This is a genomic window from Janthinobacterium sp. NKUCC08_JDC (genome assembly GCF_019345575.1).
In the GTDB taxonomy this organism is placed as follows: domain Bacteria; phylum Pseudomonadota; class Gammaproteobacteria; order Burkholderiales; family Burkholderiaceae_D; genus Janthinobacterium; species Janthinobacterium aestuarii.
On record NZ_JAHKQW010000001.1, the window covers coordinates 236,439 to 252,372 of the forward strand.

A 15,934-nucleotide genomic window follows, 5' to 3' on the forward strand; every position below is an offset into this window, starting at 1 on the left:
ATTATTCCTTGTTGGCTGGGCCGCTGCCATTGATGGCTGACTGCAATTCGGTTTGCGCGATCCAGAAATCGCGCTGGGTTTCGATGGCGCTGTTGACGCTGGCGACCTGTTCGCGCGCGTCGGCCAGCAGCTCGAAGACGCTGGCCAGCATGCCGTTGTAGCGCAGCAGCACTTCGTGCGAGATCGTCTTGCGCAGCGGCACGACTTCATCACGGTAGTGGCGCGCCAGGTCGTAGGCCGTGCGGTAGCTCGAATACGCTTCGCGCACTTCCGAGCGGGCTTTGACAGCCGTGCCCGCCGTGCGCTGCAGCGACTGCTCGTACAAGGCTTGCGCCTTCGCATTGCGCGCCGAGCCCCAGTCGAACAGCGGCAGTTCCAGCGACACTTCATAGCCGTTTTCGCGCGGCGCCTCGCTGCTGCTCTTGTTGGTGTAGCCCACGTCGAGCACATTGATGAAGCCCGTCACCTTGGACAGGCCCAGCGCATCGGCCGTCGCATGCGCGTCGAGTTTCGCTCTTTGCACGTCGAGGCGCTGCTCCATCGCCTGCGCCTCGATATTGCCCGCGTCCGCCGCCTGGGCCGGCAAGTCGGGCAAGCGCGATGGCAAAGTAAAGCTGGTCTGCTTGCCCCACAGGCCCAGCAAGCGCGTCAGGTGCTCGCGCGTCACCAATGCCTGGTGGCGGGCGCGCGCCAGGTCGCCGGCGGCGTCCGCATAAAACACTTGCTGGCGCGCCTGGTCGAGGCGGCTCCAGTTGCCCGCCTGCTGCAAGCGCGTGGCCAGTTCGGCGCCAGCCTCGGCCGACAGCAGCGCGCGCTGCATGAACGCTTCCGTCTGTACGGCGGCCACGGCGTTGAAGTAGGCGCGGCGCGTGTCGGATGCCAGTTGCACGGCGCTGCTGGCGGCCTGCAGCTTGGCGTGCTCGAAACGCCCCCGCTCGATGTTCACGCGCATCGGCATCGTCAGCAGGCCGGCCAGGTCGAAGCTGACGCCGCGGTCGATTTCATTGCCGTGGCTGCCGTGCGAGCGGCCGAACGACAGGCCGGGATTGCGCAAGCGCCCCGCTTGCACGAGGTCCGATTCGGACGCGCCCAGTTCGGCCAGCGCCACCTTCATGCCGTGGTTGTTCATCAGGGCGATGCGCACGGCGCTGTCGGCGTCCAGGGGCTGGGCCAGCAATTGCGTCAGCTTGTCCTCGCCGCCCTTGTCCGCCAGCGCCGCCGGGGCGCCCGTGCGGGCGTCGGCCAGCGCGGAGACCGTCTGCATGCCGCCATCCTGGCTGAAGCTGGCGCAGCCGCTGAGCAGCAGGACGGCCGCCAGGGCCACCGGCGTGAGGCCATACGGGTTCTTGAAACGCGTCATGTCAGTGTCCTTCATGCTGGTGGTGCTGATGTTGCGGGGCGGGCTTGGCATCCGGCTTGGAGCTGGGCTTGGCCATCGGCATCTTGTGCCCTTCCATTTTGTGGCCATCCATCTTGTGGCCATCCATTTTCATCATGCCCATGTGGCCGCCGGCCTTGCCGACTTTATCGTTGACGGCGCGCCAGGTCTGGTCGGGCGTGGCCTCGTCCTCGGCGGCGGGACGGTAGCCGGCGAAGGCGGAGCGGTAGGTGGTGGCCGGCACGGATGCTTGCGCCTCTTGCGGGGCGGGCTGGGACTGCGCTGCGGCAGCCAGCGGCAGCACAGCCAGCGCGAGGCTGAACAGGTGTTTCATGGTATTCCTTGAATGACAGGGTATGGCGCGGCGGGCGCGCGACTGGAACGCTGGCGCGGCCGGTGCAAGGCTCAGGATGCTGGGACGTGCGACGGCCGCACCGCCAGGTTCAACGGGCGGTCAGGCGGAGCGCGTGCTTCTCGGGGGGCGTTCGGGACCAAGCGGAATATGCCCGGCGAACAGGGAATCGGGCGCCAGCGCCGGAGTCGGCGCGCGCAGGGTCAAGGCGTGCAAGGCAGGCATGCCGGGCGGCGCCGTGGCGCCCACGGTACACGCACCGTGGTTGCTGCAATCGTGGCCGTGATGGGTGTCGCCGCCATCGTCCATGGCCATTTTCATCGGCTGGTCCTGCATCTGCATATCCGCCATGTCGTGGCACGGGGGCGCCTCCATTGCGGCAGCAGTGACCGTGACAGCGACCGCCAGCTCATCCACGCAGCAGCTGCGCATGGCCGACGCAAAGCCCTGCAAGGGCAGCGTGACGGCCAGCAACCAGAGCAGCGAGCGGGCGAGAAAGCGGAAAAAGGCACGGTTCATGACACAACTATAAACCTTCCCACACGAGGAAGGTCAAGCCCCTATTTACGGACGTAGCCGTGCGTCAGCCAGATGACGTAGGTGCCGTAGTAGCCCTGCCCTTCGAAGATGACCTGACCATCGGCAAAAGAGACTGTCTCCACTTCATTGACGATGAAATACGCGCGGTTGTCCGCCGCCTCCACGTCGCCCCAGTAGCGTGGAACCTGGTTCCGGTAGCCGCTGGCTCGCCCGATCGCGTCCATCAAATCGCTGATCATGAAGTCATACAGCATTTCGGCCAGCAGCGGCCGGTGGCCCGCCAGCATGGCCGTGATGTCGGGATAGCCGGCCTGCATCAGCTCGGGCAAGTCGCTTTCCTCGTCCTGCAGGTCGTCCTCGCGGCAAGTCTGGATAAAACTGTTGAACGGCTCGTCGAGCAGGGGCGCCAGCGCCGCTTCCGGCACGCTCAGGCGGAACGGATGCAGCGGCAGCACGCTGTGCTGGCCATAGTTGAGTCCGCGGCAGCCTAGGAAGGACAGCGGGTGCGGCTGTCCAGCGACTTCGCAGCGGATGCCAGGTGCTTGCTCAAACGTCATCAATATCCATCCCTGCCATGCCCGTTGTCCTCGTTGTAGCTGATCAGGGTCACATGGTAAGCGCTGGCGGGCAAAGCGGACAGGCTCAGATGCAACAGAAAATAGCGGATCAGTTTATCAGGCAGGCTCCGTGATGCCCACGCAATTGCGTCCGTTTTCCTTGGCCACGTACAGCGCGGCATCGGCAGCCAGCAGCACGGCGTCCGCACCGCCCACCTTGCCCGCCTCCTGTTCCGACGACACGACGCCCAGCGAGACCGTAATGGCGCCCGCGCCGGGAATCACGGCGGCGGCCACCCTGGCGCGCAAACGCTCGGCCACCTGCAGGGCCGCGTCCAGGTCGGCGTCGGGCAGCAGCATGATGAATTCATCGCCGCCAGTACGGCACAGCACGTCGGCATCGCGCGAACAGGCGCGCATCAGCTGTGCCAGGCGCAGGATGACGTCGTCGCCCACGGCATGGCCCCACTGGTCGTTGACTTGCTTGAAATGGTCGATGTCGATGGCGATGACGGAAAACGGCCGCGCCTGCGCCTGCCAGACGTCGAGCGCCGCCGCCATGCCGCGCCGGTTCGACAGGCCTGTCAGCGGGTCTGTCTGCACGTCGGTCTTCAACTTGCCGATCTTGTTCTGCAACAACGCCAAGCCCTTCAGCAGGGCTTTCTTGATTTGCGCCGCCTCCACATACCAGGCACGGATACCGGCGATGTGCTCGGCCGTGCCGGGCGCATCCATGCGCCGCGCGCCGTCGGCCAGCTGCATCAGGGGGCGTGAAATCAGGCTGGCCAGCCACCAGATGAATGGCAGGCTCAGCAAGGCGATCGGCAGCGAGTGCCATACCGTGTTGGCCATCAGCTGGTTCAGCGGGGCCAGGGTCATGGCCGTGGGACGCTGCGCCACGATGCCCCAGCCCGTCGACGGCATGACGGCGTAGCCGGCCAGCATGTCCACGCCCAGGCTGTTGTGCATGCGCCGGTTGCCGCCGCCCTGCTGCGCGACGATGGTGTCGATGACGTCATTCTTCCCGGCCAGGTCGCCCAGGCGCTCGGGGTCCGGGTGGTACAGCAGGCGCCGGTTCTGGTCCACCACGTACAGGTAGGAGCCGTCGCGGTAGTAATGCTGGCCCAGCATGGTGTACAGGATGTTTTTCTGTTTCAGGTAGATGCTGCCGCCCACATAGCCGAGGTAGCGGCCATCCTTGCCAATGATGGGATGCGAAATGAAGACCACCAGGTTGCCGGCCGAGGAAACGTAGGGCTGCGTCACCAGCGGGCGCCGTTCGCGCAGCGCCTGCACGGCGCCGACGGAGTCGAGCGTGCGGTTTTTCAGGGCCAGCGTTTCCGGCGACACGCCCAGCACCTTGCCGTCCGCATCGACGATGAGCACGGAATTGAAGCTGTTCGTTTGCAAACGCAGGCGCTGCGCCTCGTCCGTCAGCCAGGCGTCGTCGCCCATGCGCGATGGCAGGCTGCCGGCGCTGTAGGCCAGTTGCTGGCGCGCCGACTGCAGGAAATCCTCGGCCGTGCTGGCCAGCTTGCTCGCATACGCGTGGTTCGCTTCCAGGGTCGTATCGATCAGCAGTTGGCGCTGCACGCTGTAGCTGGCATAGAAGGTATTGGCCAGGGACACCAGGGCGCTGATAAAGGCCACGAGCACGATCAAACGGCGCAGATTCATGCGCAGAACAGGTTTAGTCCACATGGGGTCGGCAAGAAATTGGAAAGTATTGCGCTAAAGAAAGAGCGCATTATACCGAGACGCCCGTGCCAATATTGAAATGTTGGCATCCATGGTCAAAGAAAATGTACAAGCGGCAGCGCAGAACGCTGCCGCTTTGATCTGCATCAAGCGTGGATAGCGTGCTTGCGGACCCAGTCCACGTAGCGCTGCATCCAGCCCTGGAAGAAACCGAGGCTGGCCGGACCGATGCCGCCATGTTCGTCAAACAGGCCGTCCTTGGCCTGGATAAACATTTCAGGCTGGTTCAGCAGCGGCACGTCCAGGTAGGACAGCACATTGCGCAAATGCTGCTGCGCCAGGGCCGTGCCGGTGGCACCGACGGACACGCCGAGCACGGCACCCGGCTTGCCGCCCCACACGCTCTGGCCATACGGACGCGAACCGTGGTCGAGCGCGTTTTTCAGCACGCCGGGAATCGAGCGGTTGTATTCGGGAGTGAGGAAGAGCAAGGCTTGCGAGGCGGAAATGTCGGATTTGAGGCGCAGCACCTGCTCGGCCTGTGCGCCATCGTCATCCTGGTTGTACAGCGGCAAGTCGCCAATTTCGATGTGCTTGAAGGAAAATTCGGGCGGCGCCAGCTTGACGATGGCGTCGGCCAGCTTGCGATTGAAGGAATCCTTGCGCAGGCTGCCGACGATGATAGCAACGTTATATTGGCTCATATATATCCCCGATGATGGTTAAAAAGAAGCCCCGGAGTGGAGTTCACACCGGGGCTATCTTGCCACACAATCATGGGTTTCGCGCTGTTTAGCGTGCGCCAGCCAATCCCTGGTATTCGCGGTAATAGCGCCCGCCCAGGTTCGTCAATACCTCGTAGCCGATGGTATTGGCCATGGCCGCCACGGCGTCAACCGGGTGTTCGGCGCAGATCAGGTCGACCAGGCTGCCCGGCGCGACGCGTTCTTCGGCGATGGCGCTCACGTCCAAGGTGATGGAATCCATCGAGATGGCGCCGATTTGCGGCACTTTCACCCCGTCGACGATGGCCAGGCCCTGGTTGCTCATGCTGCGCAGCCAGCCATCGGCGTAACCGACGGAAACAGTGGCCACCTGGCGCGGCTCGCTGGCCGTATAGCGGCGGCTATAGCCCACGTGGTCGCCGGCGGCAATCGTGCGCGTCTGCAAAACCTTGCCTTGCAGGCGCACCACGGAGCGCAGGGGATTCGGCTCGCCGCCCTGCGGCCCGATGCCGTACAGGGCGGCACCGGGGCGCACCAGGTCGAAGTGATAGTCGGGCGACAAAAAGATGCCCGAGGAATTGGCCAGGCTGGCGCGGTATTGCGGCAAACGGGCGCGGATGGCCGTGAAACGTGCCAGCTGCTCGCCATTCATCGGGTTGCTGCGCTCGTCGGCGCAAGCCAGGTGACTCATGAGGTAGCGCACTTTGATGCCGTCGAGAAAGTGCGGGTCCAGCAGCCAGGCGTCGATTTCCTGCGGCGACAAACCCATGCGCGACATGCCCGTGTCGACCTGCACATTCGCTTCCAAGGTTTTGCCCAGCGCCTTCGCATGCGCGCGCCAGCCAGCCACCTGCGGCTCGCTGTTGAGCACGGGAATCAGGCCATGGGCCGTGAATTCGCCTTCCGTGCCGACGGGCGGACCGTGCAGCACGAAGATGTCGGCGTCCGGCGCCAGGTGCGGGCGCAGGCTGATACCCTCTTCCAGGTGCGCCACGAAGAAATGGCGGCAGCCTTCTTCATACAGGGCCGCGCCCACTTCTGCGGCGCCCAGGCCATACGCGTCGGATTTGACGACCGCCGAGCAGGCGGCCGGGTGCGCCTTGTCGCGCAGCAAGCGGTAGTTGGCGCGCACGGCGTCCAGGTCCACCGTCAGGATGGCGCCGCTACGTTCCTTCGGAGGCATGCTGGCCCCCATCTCAGGCCGCCGCGTGCTGCAGTTTGCCATGGCCCTGCGCGCCGCTGTAGCGGCTGACGGACAGGTCGTCGGCCAGGATGGCCGGCTTCTTCGACGACATCAGGTCGGCCAGCAACTGTGCCGAACCGCAGGACATGGTCCAGCCCAAGGTGCCGTGGCCCGTGTTGAGGAACAGGTTGCGCAGCGGCGTACGGCCGACGATCGGCGTGCCGTCCGGCGTCATCGGACGCAAGCCCGTCCAGAAGGTCGCTTCCGCCGTATTGCCGCCGCCAGGGAACAGGTCGTTGACGACCATTTCCAGCGTTTCGCGGCGGCGCGGATTCAGGTTCAGGTTGTAGCCGGCGATTTCCGCCATGCCGCCCACGCGGATGCGGTCGTCGAAACGGGTCACGGCGATCTTGTAGGTTTCATCGAGGATGGTCGACACGGGCGCCTTGGCCGCGTTGACGATCGGCACGGTGATCGAATAGCCTTTCAATGGATACACGGGAATGTCCAGCAGCGGCTTCATGAAGCCCGTCGAATAGGAACCGAGCGCCACCACATAGGAATCGGCCTTGACGATTTCCGCGCCGCACTGCACGCCGGCGATTTCATCACCCTGCGTCAACAGCGCGTCGATCGATACGCCATAGCGGAACTTCACGCCCAGCGCCACGGCCATCTCGGACAGGCGCGTGGTAAACAGCTGGCAATCGCCCGTTTCATCGTTGGGCAGGCGCAGGCCGCCAAACAGCTTATCCTTGACGGCTTCCAGGGCCGGTTCGGCGCGCGACAGTTCGTTGCGCTGCAGTACTTCGTACGGCACACCCGCGTCTTTCAACACTTCGATATCCTTGGCGGCATCGTTGTATTGCTTTTCGGTGCGGAACAATTGCATCGTGCCTTGCTGGCGGCCTTCGTAGGTGATGCCCGCCTCGGCGCGCAGCACCTTGAAGCAGTCGCGGCTGTATTCGGCCAGGCGCACCATGCGTTCCTTGTTCACGGCATACGCTTCCGGTGTGCAATTACGCAACATCTGCCACATCCATTTGAGCTGGGCGGCGCTGCCGTCGAGCGAGATGGCCAGGGGCGCGTGGCGCTGCATCATCCACTTCACGGCTTTCAGGGGAATGCCGGGCGCAGCCCATGGCGAAGCGTAGCCAGGCGAGATTTGCCCCGCATTCGCGAAGCTGGTTTCCAGTGCCGGGCCCGGCTGACGGTCGATGACGGTCACCTCATGTCCTGCCTTGGCCAGATAGTAAGCACTGGTGACGCCGATGACGCCGCTACCCAGAATCACGATACGCATAGTTTCCTCATTATATTTTTTTAGGCTGACGCCAGATTAACCGCTATCATATTGGGAAAGAGCCAGTATTTGTTCACGTATAAATCGAGATATTCAGCAATAAATCATGAGAATCCTTAAAGAATCGGCACGTGGCCTCGACAAGCTGGATCGCCACATCCTGCGCATCCTGCAACAGGATGGCCGCATCTCGATGAAAGACCTCGGTGAACAGGTGGGACTGTCCATCACGCCCTGCATCGAGCGGGTCAAGCGCATGGAGCGCGACGGCGTCATCACGGGCTACCATGCCAAGGTGAACCCGGCCGCGCTGGGCGCCAAGCTGCTCGTCTTTGTAGAGATTACGCTCAATCAAAAATCCGCGTCCGCCTTCGAGCAATTCCGCCGCGAAGTGCTGCAAATTCCCGAGGTGCAGGAATGCCACCTGGTGTCGGGCGACTTCGATTACCTGATCAAGGCGCGCATCCATGAAATGGCCGAGTACCGCAAGTTGCTGGGCGACATGCTGCTGCAGCTGCCGGGCGCCGCGCAATCGAAAAGCTATGTGGTGATGGAAGAAATCAAGGAAACCCTGGCGCTGTCGACCGACGTATTGCAGAGCCGATAAAAGTACCGGCTACCGGCACCAAAGGCATCGTTTTTTGCACCTTTGTATAATTTTGTAGCACTTTACCTGGTTCGCAAGCACACTCCTCTCCTGACATCACGCCCGTCCCCTCTGAGATTGGAAGCAGTGATGCACACTGGGAGTCCCTATGAACACATTGATCAAACTGGCAGCTTCCTGCCTCGCGGGCCTGGCCGTGGCCATGTGCACCGCCAGTGAATACAAGGTCAACCGCGCGCCGGACAATGGCGCCATCTATCAAAACATCAAGGTCGGCAAGACCACCCGCCTCGACCTCGACGCGGCCCTGGGCAACGCCACCGTCGTCAGCTTCGATCCCGGCTATGAAGTCTGGGTCTACAAGAACCAGCTGCAAGCGCCCAAGGTGACGCGGCTGATCCCCCTACTCGGCGAAAAAGGCACGCGCGAAGTGGCCGTCATGTTCGACCAGGCCGGTATCGTCAGGAAATTCCGGATACACGAACCGCGCAAGTAGGCGGCCTGTGCGCCGCGGCGCATGCCGCCACGCCTGCCAGCAACAGCATGGTGGCAGCTGCCTCGGCCAGCGTAGGCCAGCGCTGCTCCCACAAGTAGCCGTACAGCAAGGCAAACAGGAATTCAAAGACGATCATCTGCCCCATCAGGGTGAGCGGCAACACGCGGCTGGCATGGTTCCACAAGCCATTGCCGACGACGGAACACAGCAGCGCGACACCCATGACGACACCCGCAAACTGCAGCCAAGCCGTGCCGCCATGCGCGGCAGGTGCGGCAAGCACGACGGGAATGGCCAGCAGCAGCGCGGCAGCGCCCGTCACCACGCCCGTAAGCAAATTCCACTCCTGCGCCGATACCGAGTGCAGCCGTCCCAGCCAGCGGCTGTTGCCGACCGCATACACCGTCCACGACAGCAGCGCCGCCAGCGCGCACAGCAGCCCCAGCAGGGACGCATGGCGGGGGCTGGCCAGCGACTGCCAGCTGATGCAGGCCAGCCCGCCCGCGCTCAGCAGCAAGGAAGGGAGCAGGCGCCGCAGCGGCACGGCATGCCGGTCGCGGCTGCCGACGAGCGTGACGACCAGCGGCAGCAAGCCGATCACCATCGACGTCATCGCCACGCCGCCCGTCTGCACGGCACTGGCCAGCAGCACGTAATACACGATATTGCCTGTCAGGCTGAGCCAGACGAGCCCGCGCCATTCACGCCAGCTCAAGGCGCGCAGCAGGCGCCGCCACGACGGTGCAACGAGCACGGCCGCGATCAGGCCATACGCCAGGTAGCGGCCCACGGACAGTTCCAGCGGCTGGAAAGCGGGGATCAGCGCCGGCGCCAGGAATACCAGCCCCCATAGCGCGCCTGCGGCGATGCCAGCCAGCATGCCCAGCCGGATCTTGTTTTCTTGATGCATGGTCAATCTCCTGAAAAGGAGATTGTGGCAAGTCTGCCGCGTCGATTCTTGGCGCCAGCTACTGCCTTGTTGACCGTTTCTCCCATTTATCGCGACATGCGCGCCGGTAGGAAGCTGGCGTGACAGCCATGCTGTCACGCATGGCGCGCGTCAATGCGCTCTGTTCGGAAAAGCCGGCCGCCAGCGCGATCTCGGCGAGGCTGGCATCGCCGGCGGCAAGCAAGTCGCAGGCGCGTCCTAAGCGCTGCTGCAACAGCCAGGCATGCGGGCTGGCATCCATTTCTTCACGAAACAGCGCATGCAGGCGGCTGACGCTGAGATTCGCAAAGTGCGCCATCGACGCCGTCGACCACGGCAAGCCCGGCTCGGCTTGCACACGGGCAAGCAGTGCGCCCAGGCGCGAACGGGGGCTGCGGCTCTCCCAGCAACAAGGTATCGAGCAACAGCGGCGTCCAGCCCGTGACGATGGCCGGCGTCAGCGCCCGCTGCTGCGCCATGACGCCCAGGTAGTCCATCAGCTTGCGGGCGCCCGGCCCGATCGCCGTGTAGGGACCGTCCAGCAGGCGTTGCCAGCCGCTGCGCGCCACGGCGGCCGCGTCCACGTCGACAATGATGGAATGATTGGCCACTTGGCTATGCTGGACATGCCAGGCGTGCGCCGCGATCACCACGCCCAGCTGCGTATCGACTTTCCCCTGCCTGCCATCGATTTCCAGCAATAGCTGTCCGCTGATGGGCAGCACCAGCTGTACGAAATCGTGGCGGTCCGGCGCGCCGATGTCCGCATAGCTGCGAAAGCTGAGGCCGATGGCAGAGTGTGATGGACTGGACATGGCGAGACCGCCTGGGCGAAGAAGTCTCCATTTTATCAGTTCAGTGATCGCTTGCTGCTGCGCAGATGCGCGCGCCCGCCGCGTCCTCTTGCCCTACACTGGCGTTTTCTCCTCCGGTGCTTCCATGCAATTACCCGCAAGCCTCGCCCACATCTCGGCGCAACAAGACTGGCAACACACGACTGCGTATCCACCGCTCGGTTTCACCCCGTTTGCAGAAAGTGCACTGGGCAATGGCGACACGTTCGGCCTGTACTGGCCCATCGGCCGCGAAGCGAGCGAACCCATCGTCGTCGAAACGTGGCACGACGAGTGGCGCATCCAGCCGCACTTTTCCAGCCTGACGGCGTTTCTGCAAGCCTACGCAGCAGCGGAGGATGAGTATGTCGGCACGCCATCACTGGCCGACGACCCCGCTTCGCCGCGCGCCGTTTTCCTGGAAGCCAAGGAACAGATCGCGCAGCGCAAGCCGGAGGCGGCCATCGCCTTGCTGGAAGCGGCGCTGGCCATCGTTCCCGAATATACGGACGCCCTGATACTGCTGCACGGCCAGTACGTGCGCGCGGGAAGAACCGCTGATGCCGTCAAAGTGGCCATCCAGGCCATCATCTCGCCCCCGTCATTCGGCGGCCCGCCCCTGAAAGCCTTGCAATGGCTGCGCACGCAGCCGGTGCCGGAGGGGGAGCTTGACCCCATCTGGCGCGCCTGCGGGCAGTTGTCGTTCCACTTTGGCGGCAGCAAGGAAAATGGGGATTATCGCGTGCTGCTGGCCGCCATCGACGACTACCTGGCCCAGGGCGACCCGATACGCGCCTCGACATTGATGCAAACGTATGCCGAACTGATGAGCGCGGAAACCGTCTCGTTCCAGGAACGCTACGCCTTCGATCCAGCCGCCTTCATCGCGCGGCAAATCGCCGTCAGCGCGATGCTGCCGCACGGCAGCCGGGACCCCGCCATGCTATGGTCAGGCGACCTGGCCTAGCTGCTGCCGGAACAGCTTGCGATACGCCGAAGGCGACGTCTGCAAGTTCGCGCGGAAATGCTGGCGCAGCGACAGGGCCGTGCCGAAGCCGGCCTCTTGCGCGACGATGTCGATCGAGGCCGCGCTCTTTTCCAGCAAGCCTTGCGCATGCGCCAGGCGCTGGTTCAGCAGCCACTGCTTGAACGATGTGCCCATGGCCTGGCGGAAATGGCGCGTGAAATTGCGCCGGCTCATGGCAGCCTGTTCGGCCAGCGCATCGATGCTGTGCGCCTGGCCCAGGCTCGCCGTCACGCCAGCGAGCACGTCGGCAAAGCGCCCTTCGCTGCCGGACACGGGCAGCGGACGCTCGATGAATTGCGCCTGCCCGCCCTGGCGGTGCGGCGCCACGAGCAGGCGGCGCGCCACCCGGTTCGCCACTTCGGCGCCCGCCAGCTGGCGCAGCAGATACAGGCAGCAATCGAGGCCGGCCGCCACGCCGGCCGACGTCAGCACGGCGCCATCGTCCACGTACAGTACTTCCCGGTCCACCTTGACCTTGGGATAGCGGGCCGCCAGCCGGTCCGCCATGCCCCAGTGCGTGGCCGCGCTCTTTCCATCCAACAAGCCCGCCTGCGCCAGGGGAAACGCGCCCAGGCACAGGCCCACCATGCGCGCGCCGCGCCGGCTGGCCGCCTGTAGCGCCGCGACCAGGGGCGCGGCCGCATCGCGGCAATCGTCGTGCCAGGCCGGCATGATGACGATATCAGCCCCGTCCAGTCCTTCCAGGCCGAACTCGGGCGTGATGCCGAAACCGGCCGCCGTGCGCAACGGTGTGGGATCGGCGGCGCACACGCGCACGTGGAAAGGCGGCAGATCGGCCTCGTCGGTCTGGGCGCCAAACACGAGGCAAGGCACGGACAGGTGAAACGGCGTCATGCCGTCGAAGGCGATCACGGCCACCGTCAACGGAGCGGCAAAGGCAAGAGAAGTAGTCATGGCCCGATTTTATCTTAGATAGGCCTTCGGGCCACTTTTTATTTACGCCCCGCAGCTTGAAAATGGCTGTATCGAGGAACTGTCTCCTCTTTCAACCGCTCAAGGAGAACCCATGTCCAGCACCCCACGCCGCGCCCTGCTCGTCATCGACGTACAAAATGAATACTTCACGGGCGACATGCCCATCGAATATCCGTCCGTCGACATTTCCCTGCCCAACATCGTCCAGGCCATGGCCGCCGCGCGCGCCGCCGGCGTACCCGTGATCGTCGTCCAGCACGACGCGCCGGAAGCCTCGCCCATTTTCGCCAAGGGCAGCGACGGCTGGCAGCTGCATCCGCAAGTGGCCGCCTTTGCCGCAGACCACCGCATCAACAAGACCATGGGCAGCGCCTTTGCGGGCACGGACTTGCGCGCCTGGCTCGATAGTCACGGCATCGACACCCTGAGCGTCATCGGCTACATGACGCACAACTGCGACGCGGCCACCATCTACCAGGCCGCGCACGATGGCTTGCAGGTGGAATTCCTGCAGGACGCCACCGGTACCCTGCCCTACGCCAATGCGGGCGGCACGGCCAGCGCCGAGGAAATCCACCGCGTCTTCAGCGCCGTGTTCCACTCGAATTTCGCCGCCGTCGCCAGCACGCAGGACTGGCTCAAGGCCGTAAGCGAAGGCAAGCCGCTGGAAATCGACAATATTTATCTGTCGAACCAGCGCGCGCGCAAGGCTGCGTCCGTCTGACGCGGTAACTAAAAGCGCCGGTGCCCGTCATCGGCGTCGCAGCGCCCGCTGAACTTGATCACGCCGTCGACCGTGATCACGCCGCTGCGGCGGTTGATCACCACGGTGGGACGGTTCAGGCTATTGAGCTGGAACGGGCCACGGATGTCATCGCGGCCGATGAGGATATCCATCCGGAGGTCATTCCTGATCGCAGGCCAGGATCTTTGGGTGCAATCGCTTCATCCATTTTGAATGCAGATACACCTAGTTACCTCGCGGGCTCCTGGGCATATGGTAAAAATGCAATGATCACTTGGGAATATCAATTTATTGTCCAGATAAAAACTTTCTTGCGGTATTCTATTATTACCACAATGAACTAGGGATATGACATGGGCCGACGCTCTGGATTGGAAGGTTTCATCCGTGCCACGAGCAGAGCTATCGCAGCTGCCGAGAGAGAGCAAGCAAGACAAGCACGAGGCGCAGCCACGATACGGCGGGTTCATGAACGCAACGAACGCATGGCTGCTGCGCAATCGATGCGCGATACAAAGGCGGCAGAAAAGCAGGCAAAGATCGACTATCTGGATTTGAGGCAACAGGAGGTCGCAGACAAGAATGAAGAGATTGAGGATTGCCTCGCTGGTTTGCGCGGCGTGCTGGCCCACACCCTTGATGTCGACGATACGATCAGTTTCGACAGTCTTCGGCCAACAGAAAAATTCGCCCCGTTTGAAATATCCCCCCGTTTATTCAGCACCTCCGCTCCGGAGGAAGTTCTGCACCACCCGCCTCCTTCATGGTCAGCATTCATGCCCCATGTAGCAAAACGTCATGAACTTAAAATAAAAAATTCAACAGAAAACTATCACCGGCAGTTAATCGCTTTCAGTATCCAGGAAATCGCCAAACAATTTTTCAAAGATCAAGAACGTCGCGAATACGATGCGCGAAAAGCGGCCTTCCATGCTGGCCAAGCCGAAAGGAACAGTGCAATTGATCAGTTCAAGGCGGAATATTTCTCGCACGACTGCGATGCCGTGGTCACCTATTGCGACATGGTGCTATCCAGATCAGAATACCCACTGAACGACTTTCCCCAGGAATTTCGCGTCGCCTATGACGGTTTGAATGGCACACTGGCTGTCGAATATGAGTTGCCCTTGATTTCCATCGTGCCGACGACAAGCGAATTTCGCTACGTCAAAAGTAAGGACAGCATCGAATCAAAGATCCGCAAGCCATCGGAAATTCAGGATATTTACCGGCAGCTGATCGCTGAAATCGCCCTGCGCACCATGCATGAACTGTTTGAGGCGGATCAGGCATCGGCAATCAAAGTACTCGCCTTTACGGGAATCATTAATACCCATGACCCCGCAACGGGCCATGACATCCGCGTGCCCGTTATTTCAGTGCGTACGGCGCGTGACACGTTTCTTGCCATAAATTTGCAGCGGGCGGATCCCGTTGCATGCTTGCGCACCTTGGGCGCCCATGTTTCACCCCGTCCCGAGGAACTGCTCGCGGTCAAACCTATCATCGAATTCAACATGGTCGACAAGCGCTTCATTGTGCAGGGCAATTCCTTGAACGAGTTGGAAAACCGCTCCAACTTGCTCGAACTAAGCCCATCGCAATTTGAAGACCTGGTCGCCAATTTGTTCAGCAAAATGGGACTCGAAACCAAGCTCACCCGCGGTTCGCGCGACGGTGGTGTAGACGCCGTGGCATTTGATATCCGTCCTGTGTTGGGTGGCAAGGTGGTCATCCAGGCCAAACGATATAAGGATGCGGTTGGCGTGAGCGCCGTTCGCGATTTGTACGGAACCATGCTGAATGAAGGTGCGAACAAAGGCATATTGGTTACGACCAGCCGCTATGGACCCGATGCCTATGTTTTTTCATCTGATAAGCCGATCGAACTGATAGACGGATCAGCCTTACTGTACCTGTTGCGCGAGCACGCCGATGTGCATGCCAGGATTGTCCCGCTGAACTAAGTTGCAACTTTACTTGGCCGTTCACCGCGCCTGCAGAACTGACACATGCAGGAGTGGGCGCGTATGATGCGTCCACGACAAGTTTCACCATCAACGATGCGAAAAATCATACTCCTGAGCTTGAGTGCTCTTGCTGTTTTCCTCCTGGCCACCGCCGCCCTGGTGCTGGCGGGACTCAACGACAAACTGGCCCCTGCCGACGTGATCGTCGTGCCGGGCAATACGATCCTGTCAGACGGCACGCCCAGCCCCCGGCTGCAGGCGCGACTCGACGTCGCGCTCAAGCAATTTCAGGAACACAGGGCGCCGCGCATCCTCGTCAGCGGGGCGACGGGCAAGGAAGGTTTTGACGAGGCCGCAGCTATGGCCCGCTACCTGCAATCGCGCGGCGTGCCGGCCAGCGCCATCATCGAAGATAATCAAGGCTGGACGACGGACGCCACGGCCCGCAACGCGGCGGCCCTGATGCGCCAGCACGGCTGGCACACGGCCATGGTGGCCACGCAATATTTTCACGTGCCCCGCTTCCGGCTGGCGCTGGAGCGCAGCGGCATCACCGTCAGCGGCAACGTGCACGCGCCCTATTTCGAGCTGCGCGACGTGTACTCGGTGCCGCGCGAAACGGTAGGTTACGCCGTGTATTTTGCGCTGCACTGAGC

19 protein-coding genes are annotated in these 15,934 nt (G+C 62.7%); 6 read left to right on the forward strand and 13 right to left on the reverse strand.

Features of this window, described 5'->3' with window-relative positions:
• Position 1 precedes the first annotated feature (1 nt).
• From KO538_RS01140 to KO538_RS01175, 8 genes are all read right to left on the reverse strand, one after another.
• Complete coding sequence (locus tag KO538_RS01140; RefSeq protein ID WP_257620114.1) at positions 2-1,360, reverse strand: TolC family protein; 1,359 nt, start codon at positions 1,358-1,360, stop codon at positions 2-4.
• A 1-nt stretch (position 1,361) separates the two neighbouring features.
• Positions 1,362-1,712, reverse strand: a complete 351-nt coding sequence (locus KO538_RS01145; protein ID WP_219327265.1) for a hypothetical protein — start codon at positions 1,710-1,712, stop codon at positions 1,362-1,364.
• Positions 1,713-1,832: 120 nt separating this feature from the next.
• Positions 1,833-2,249 (reverse strand): hypothetical protein, encoded by a 417-nt coding sequence (locus KO538_RS01150; RefSeq protein ID WP_219327266.1) that lies wholly within the window; start codon positions 2,247-2,249, stop codon positions 1,833-1,835.
• A 41-nt stretch (positions 2,250-2,290) separates the two neighbouring features.
• The gene (locus tag KO538_RS01155; RefSeq protein WP_219327267.1) at positions 2,291-2,827 is read right to left on the reverse strand and encodes a hypothetical protein; all 537 of its coding nucleotides are present in this window, start codon (positions 2,825-2,827) and stop codon (positions 2,291-2,293) included.
• A 117-nt stretch (positions 2,828-2,944) separates the two neighbouring features.
• Complete coding sequence (locus KO538_RS01160; protein WP_219327268.1) at positions 2,945-4,528, reverse strand: sensor domain-containing diguanylate cyclase; 1,584 nt, start codon at positions 4,526-4,528, stop codon at positions 2,945-2,947.
• Between the two features lie 143 nt (positions 4,529-4,671).
• A complete protein-coding gene (locus KO538_RS01165; protein WP_219327269.1) occupies positions 4,672-5,229 on the reverse strand; it encodes an NADPH-dependent FMN reductase in 558 nt (185 codons plus the stop codon).
• A gap of 88 nt (positions 5,230-5,317) precedes the next feature.
• Positions 5,318-6,433 carry an alanine racemase gene (alr, locus tag KO538_RS01170; protein ID WP_257620115.1) on the reverse strand — a complete coding sequence of 372 codons (1,116 nt, stop codon included), beginning with the start codon at positions 6,431-6,433 and terminating at the stop codon, positions 5,318-5,320.
• A gap of 13 nt (positions 6,434-6,446) precedes the next feature.
• Complete coding sequence (locus KO538_RS01175; RefSeq protein ID WP_034754980.1) at positions 6,447-7,736, reverse strand: D-amino acid dehydrogenase; 1,290 nt, start codon at positions 7,734-7,736, stop codon at positions 6,447-6,449.
• Positions 7,737-7,842: 106 nt separating this feature from the next.
• Between KO538_RS01175 and KO538_RS01180 the strand changes: the two genes are divergently transcribed.
• Both KO538_RS01180 and KO538_RS01185 read left to right on the forward strand, forming a co-directional pair.
• Positions 7,843-8,343 carry an Lrp/AsnC ligand binding domain-containing protein gene (locus KO538_RS01180; protein WP_034754979.1) on the forward strand — a complete coding sequence of 167 codons (501 nt, stop codon included), beginning with the start codon at positions 7,843-7,845 and terminating at the stop codon, positions 8,341-8,343.
• 148 nt (positions 8,344-8,491) lie between these two features.
• On the forward strand, positions 8,492-8,839 hold the full coding sequence (locus tag KO538_RS01185; protein WP_034754978.1) for a hypothetical protein: 348 nt from the start codon (positions 8,492-8,494) through the stop codon (positions 8,837-8,839).
• Here KO538_RS01185 and KO538_RS01190 read toward each other — a convergent pair.
• From KO538_RS01190 to KO538_RS01195, 3 genes are read right to left on the reverse strand one after another with little or no spacing between them, the layout of a single operon-like run.
• Positions 8,805-9,749 carry a DMT family transporter gene (locus KO538_RS01190; RefSeq protein ID WP_219327271.1) on the reverse strand — a complete coding sequence of 315 codons (945 nt, stop codon included), beginning with the start codon at positions 9,747-9,749 and terminating at the stop codon, positions 8,805-8,807. The two genes, KO538_RS01185 and KO538_RS01190, sit on opposite strands and share 35 nt — an antisense overlap.
• Before the next feature lie 58 nt (positions 9,750-9,807).
• Complete coding sequence (locus KO538_RS29260) at positions 9,808-10,029, reverse strand: AraC family transcriptional regulator (protein ID WP_257620116.1); 222 nt, start codon at positions 10,027-10,029, stop codon at positions 9,808-9,810.
• A 4-nt stretch (positions 10,030-10,033) separates the two neighbouring features.
• Positions 10,034-10,582, reverse strand: coding sequence for a hypothetical protein (locus KO538_RS01195; protein WP_257620117.1), 549 nt, complete (start codon positions 10,580-10,582; stop codon positions 10,034-10,036).
• Positions 10,583-10,706: 124 nt separating this feature from the next.
• Between KO538_RS01195 and KO538_RS01200 the strand changes: the two genes are divergently transcribed.
• Positions 10,707-11,567: a tetratricopeptide repeat protein gene (locus tag KO538_RS01200; RefSeq protein ID WP_219327272.1), complete on the forward strand. Its 861-nt coding sequence runs from the start codon at positions 10,707-10,709 to the stop codon at positions 11,565-11,567.
• Here the strand turns inward: KO538_RS01200 and KO538_RS01205 are convergent.
• Positions 11,550-12,542, reverse strand: a complete 993-nt coding sequence (locus tag KO538_RS01205) for a GlxA family transcriptional regulator (RefSeq protein WP_034754977.1) — start codon at positions 12,540-12,542, stop codon at positions 11,550-11,552. The genes KO538_RS01200 and KO538_RS01205 overlap by 18 nt on opposite strands.
• Positions 12,543-12,654: 112 nt before the next feature.
• Between KO538_RS01205 and KO538_RS01210 the strand changes: the two genes are divergently transcribed.
• Positions 12,655-13,287, forward strand: a complete 633-nt coding sequence (locus KO538_RS01210; RefSeq protein ID WP_034754976.1) for a cysteine hydrolase family protein — start codon at positions 12,655-12,657, stop codon at positions 13,285-13,287.
• Between the two features lie 8 nt (positions 13,288-13,295).
• Here the strand turns inward: KO538_RS01210 and KO538_RS01215 are convergent, their stop codons facing one another.
• A complete protein-coding gene (locus KO538_RS01215) occupies positions 13,296-13,460 on the reverse strand; it encodes a hypothetical protein (RefSeq protein ID WP_161781513.1) in 165 nt (54 codons plus the stop codon).
• Positions 13,461-13,661: 201 nt separating this feature from the next.
• On the opposite strand from KO538_RS01215, the gene KO538_RS01220 reads away from it, so the two are divergent.
• Positions 13,662-15,275, forward strand: coding sequence for a restriction endonuclease (locus KO538_RS01220; RefSeq protein WP_070302010.1), 1,614 nt, complete (start codon positions 13,662-13,664; stop codon positions 15,273-15,275).
• Between the two features lie 120 nt (positions 15,276-15,395).
• Positions 15,396-15,932, forward strand: a complete 537-nt coding sequence (locus KO538_RS01225; RefSeq protein WP_254671506.1) for a YdcF family protein — start codon at positions 15,396-15,398, stop codon at positions 15,930-15,932.
• The last annotated feature ends 2 nt before the right edge of the window (positions 15,933-15,934 follow it).

What these genes read in the sequence shown, in the direction of transcription:
- KO538_RS01180 (WP_034754979.1), top strand. Translation starts at nt 7,843, where the DNA reads ATGAGAATCCTTAAAGAATCGGCACGTGGCCTCGACAAGCTGGATCGC.
- KO538_RS01195 (WP_257620117.1), bottom strand. Translation starts at nt 10,582, where the DNA reads ATGTCCAGTCCATCACACTCTGCCATCGGCCTCAGCTTTCGCAGCTAT.
- KO538_RS01185 (WP_034754978.1), top strand. Translation starts at nt 8,492, where the DNA reads ATGAACACATTGATCAAACTGGCAGCTTCCTGCCTCGCGGGCCTGGCC.
- KO538_RS29260 (WP_257620116.1), bottom strand. Translation starts at nt 10,029, where the DNA reads ATGGATGCCAGCCCGCATGCCTGGCTGTTGCAGCAGCGCTTAGGACGC.
- KO538_RS01190 (WP_219327271.1), bottom strand. Translation starts at nt 9,749, where the DNA reads ATGCATCAAGAAAACAAGATCCGGCTGGGCATGCTGGCTGGCATCGCC.
- KO538_RS01220 (WP_070302010.1), top strand. Translation starts at nt 13,662, where the DNA reads ATGGGCCGACGCTCTGGATTGGAAGGTTTCATCCGTGCCACGAGCAGA.
- KO538_RS01155 (WP_219327267.1), bottom strand. Translation starts at nt 2,827, where the DNA reads ATGACGTTTGAGCAAGCACCTGGCATCCGCTGCGAAGTCGCTGGACAG.
- KO538_RS01200 (WP_219327272.1), top strand. Translation starts at nt 10,707, where the DNA reads ATGCAATTACCCGCAAGCCTCGCCCACATCTCGGCGCAACAAGACTGG.
- KO538_RS01205 (WP_034754977.1), bottom strand. Translation starts at nt 12,542, where the DNA reads ATGACTACTTCTCTTGCCTTTGCCGCTCCGTTGACGGTGGCCGTGATC.
- KO538_RS01145 (WP_219327265.1), bottom strand. Translation starts at nt 1,712, where the DNA reads ATGAAACACCTGTTCAGCCTCGCGCTGGCTGTGCTGCCGCTGGCTGCC.
- KO538_RS01210 (WP_034754976.1), top strand. Translation starts at nt 12,655, where the DNA reads ATGTCCAGCACCCCACGCCGCGCCCTGCTCGTCATCGACGTACAAAAT.
- KO538_RS01150 (WP_219327266.1), bottom strand. Translation starts at nt 2,249, where the DNA reads ATGAACCGTGCCTTTTTCCGCTTTCTCGCCCGCTCGCTGCTCTGGTTG.
- KO538_RS01165 (WP_219327269.1), bottom strand. Translation starts at nt 5,229, where the DNA reads ATGAGCCAATATAACGTTGCTATCATCGTCGGCAGCCTGCGCAAGGAT.
- alr (WP_257620115.1), bottom strand. Translation starts at nt 6,433, where the DNA reads ATGCCTCCGAAGGAACGTAGCGGCGCCATCCTGACGGTGGACCTGGAC.
- KO538_RS01215 (WP_161781513.1), bottom strand. Translation starts at nt 13,460, where the DNA reads ATGGATATCCTCATCGGCCGCGATGACATCCGTGGCCCGTTCCAGCTC.
- KO538_RS01175 (WP_034754980.1), bottom strand. Translation starts at nt 7,736, where the DNA reads ATGCGTATCGTGATTCTGGGTAGCGGCGTCATCGGCGTCACCAGTGCT.
- KO538_RS01140 (WP_257620114.1), bottom strand. Translation starts at nt 1,360, where the DNA reads ATGACGCGTTTCAAGAACCCGTATGGCCTCACGCCGGTGGCCCTGGCG.
- KO538_RS01160 (WP_219327268.1), bottom strand. Translation starts at nt 4,528, where the DNA reads ATGTGGACTAAACCTGTTCTGCGCATGAATCTGCGCCGTTTGATCGTG.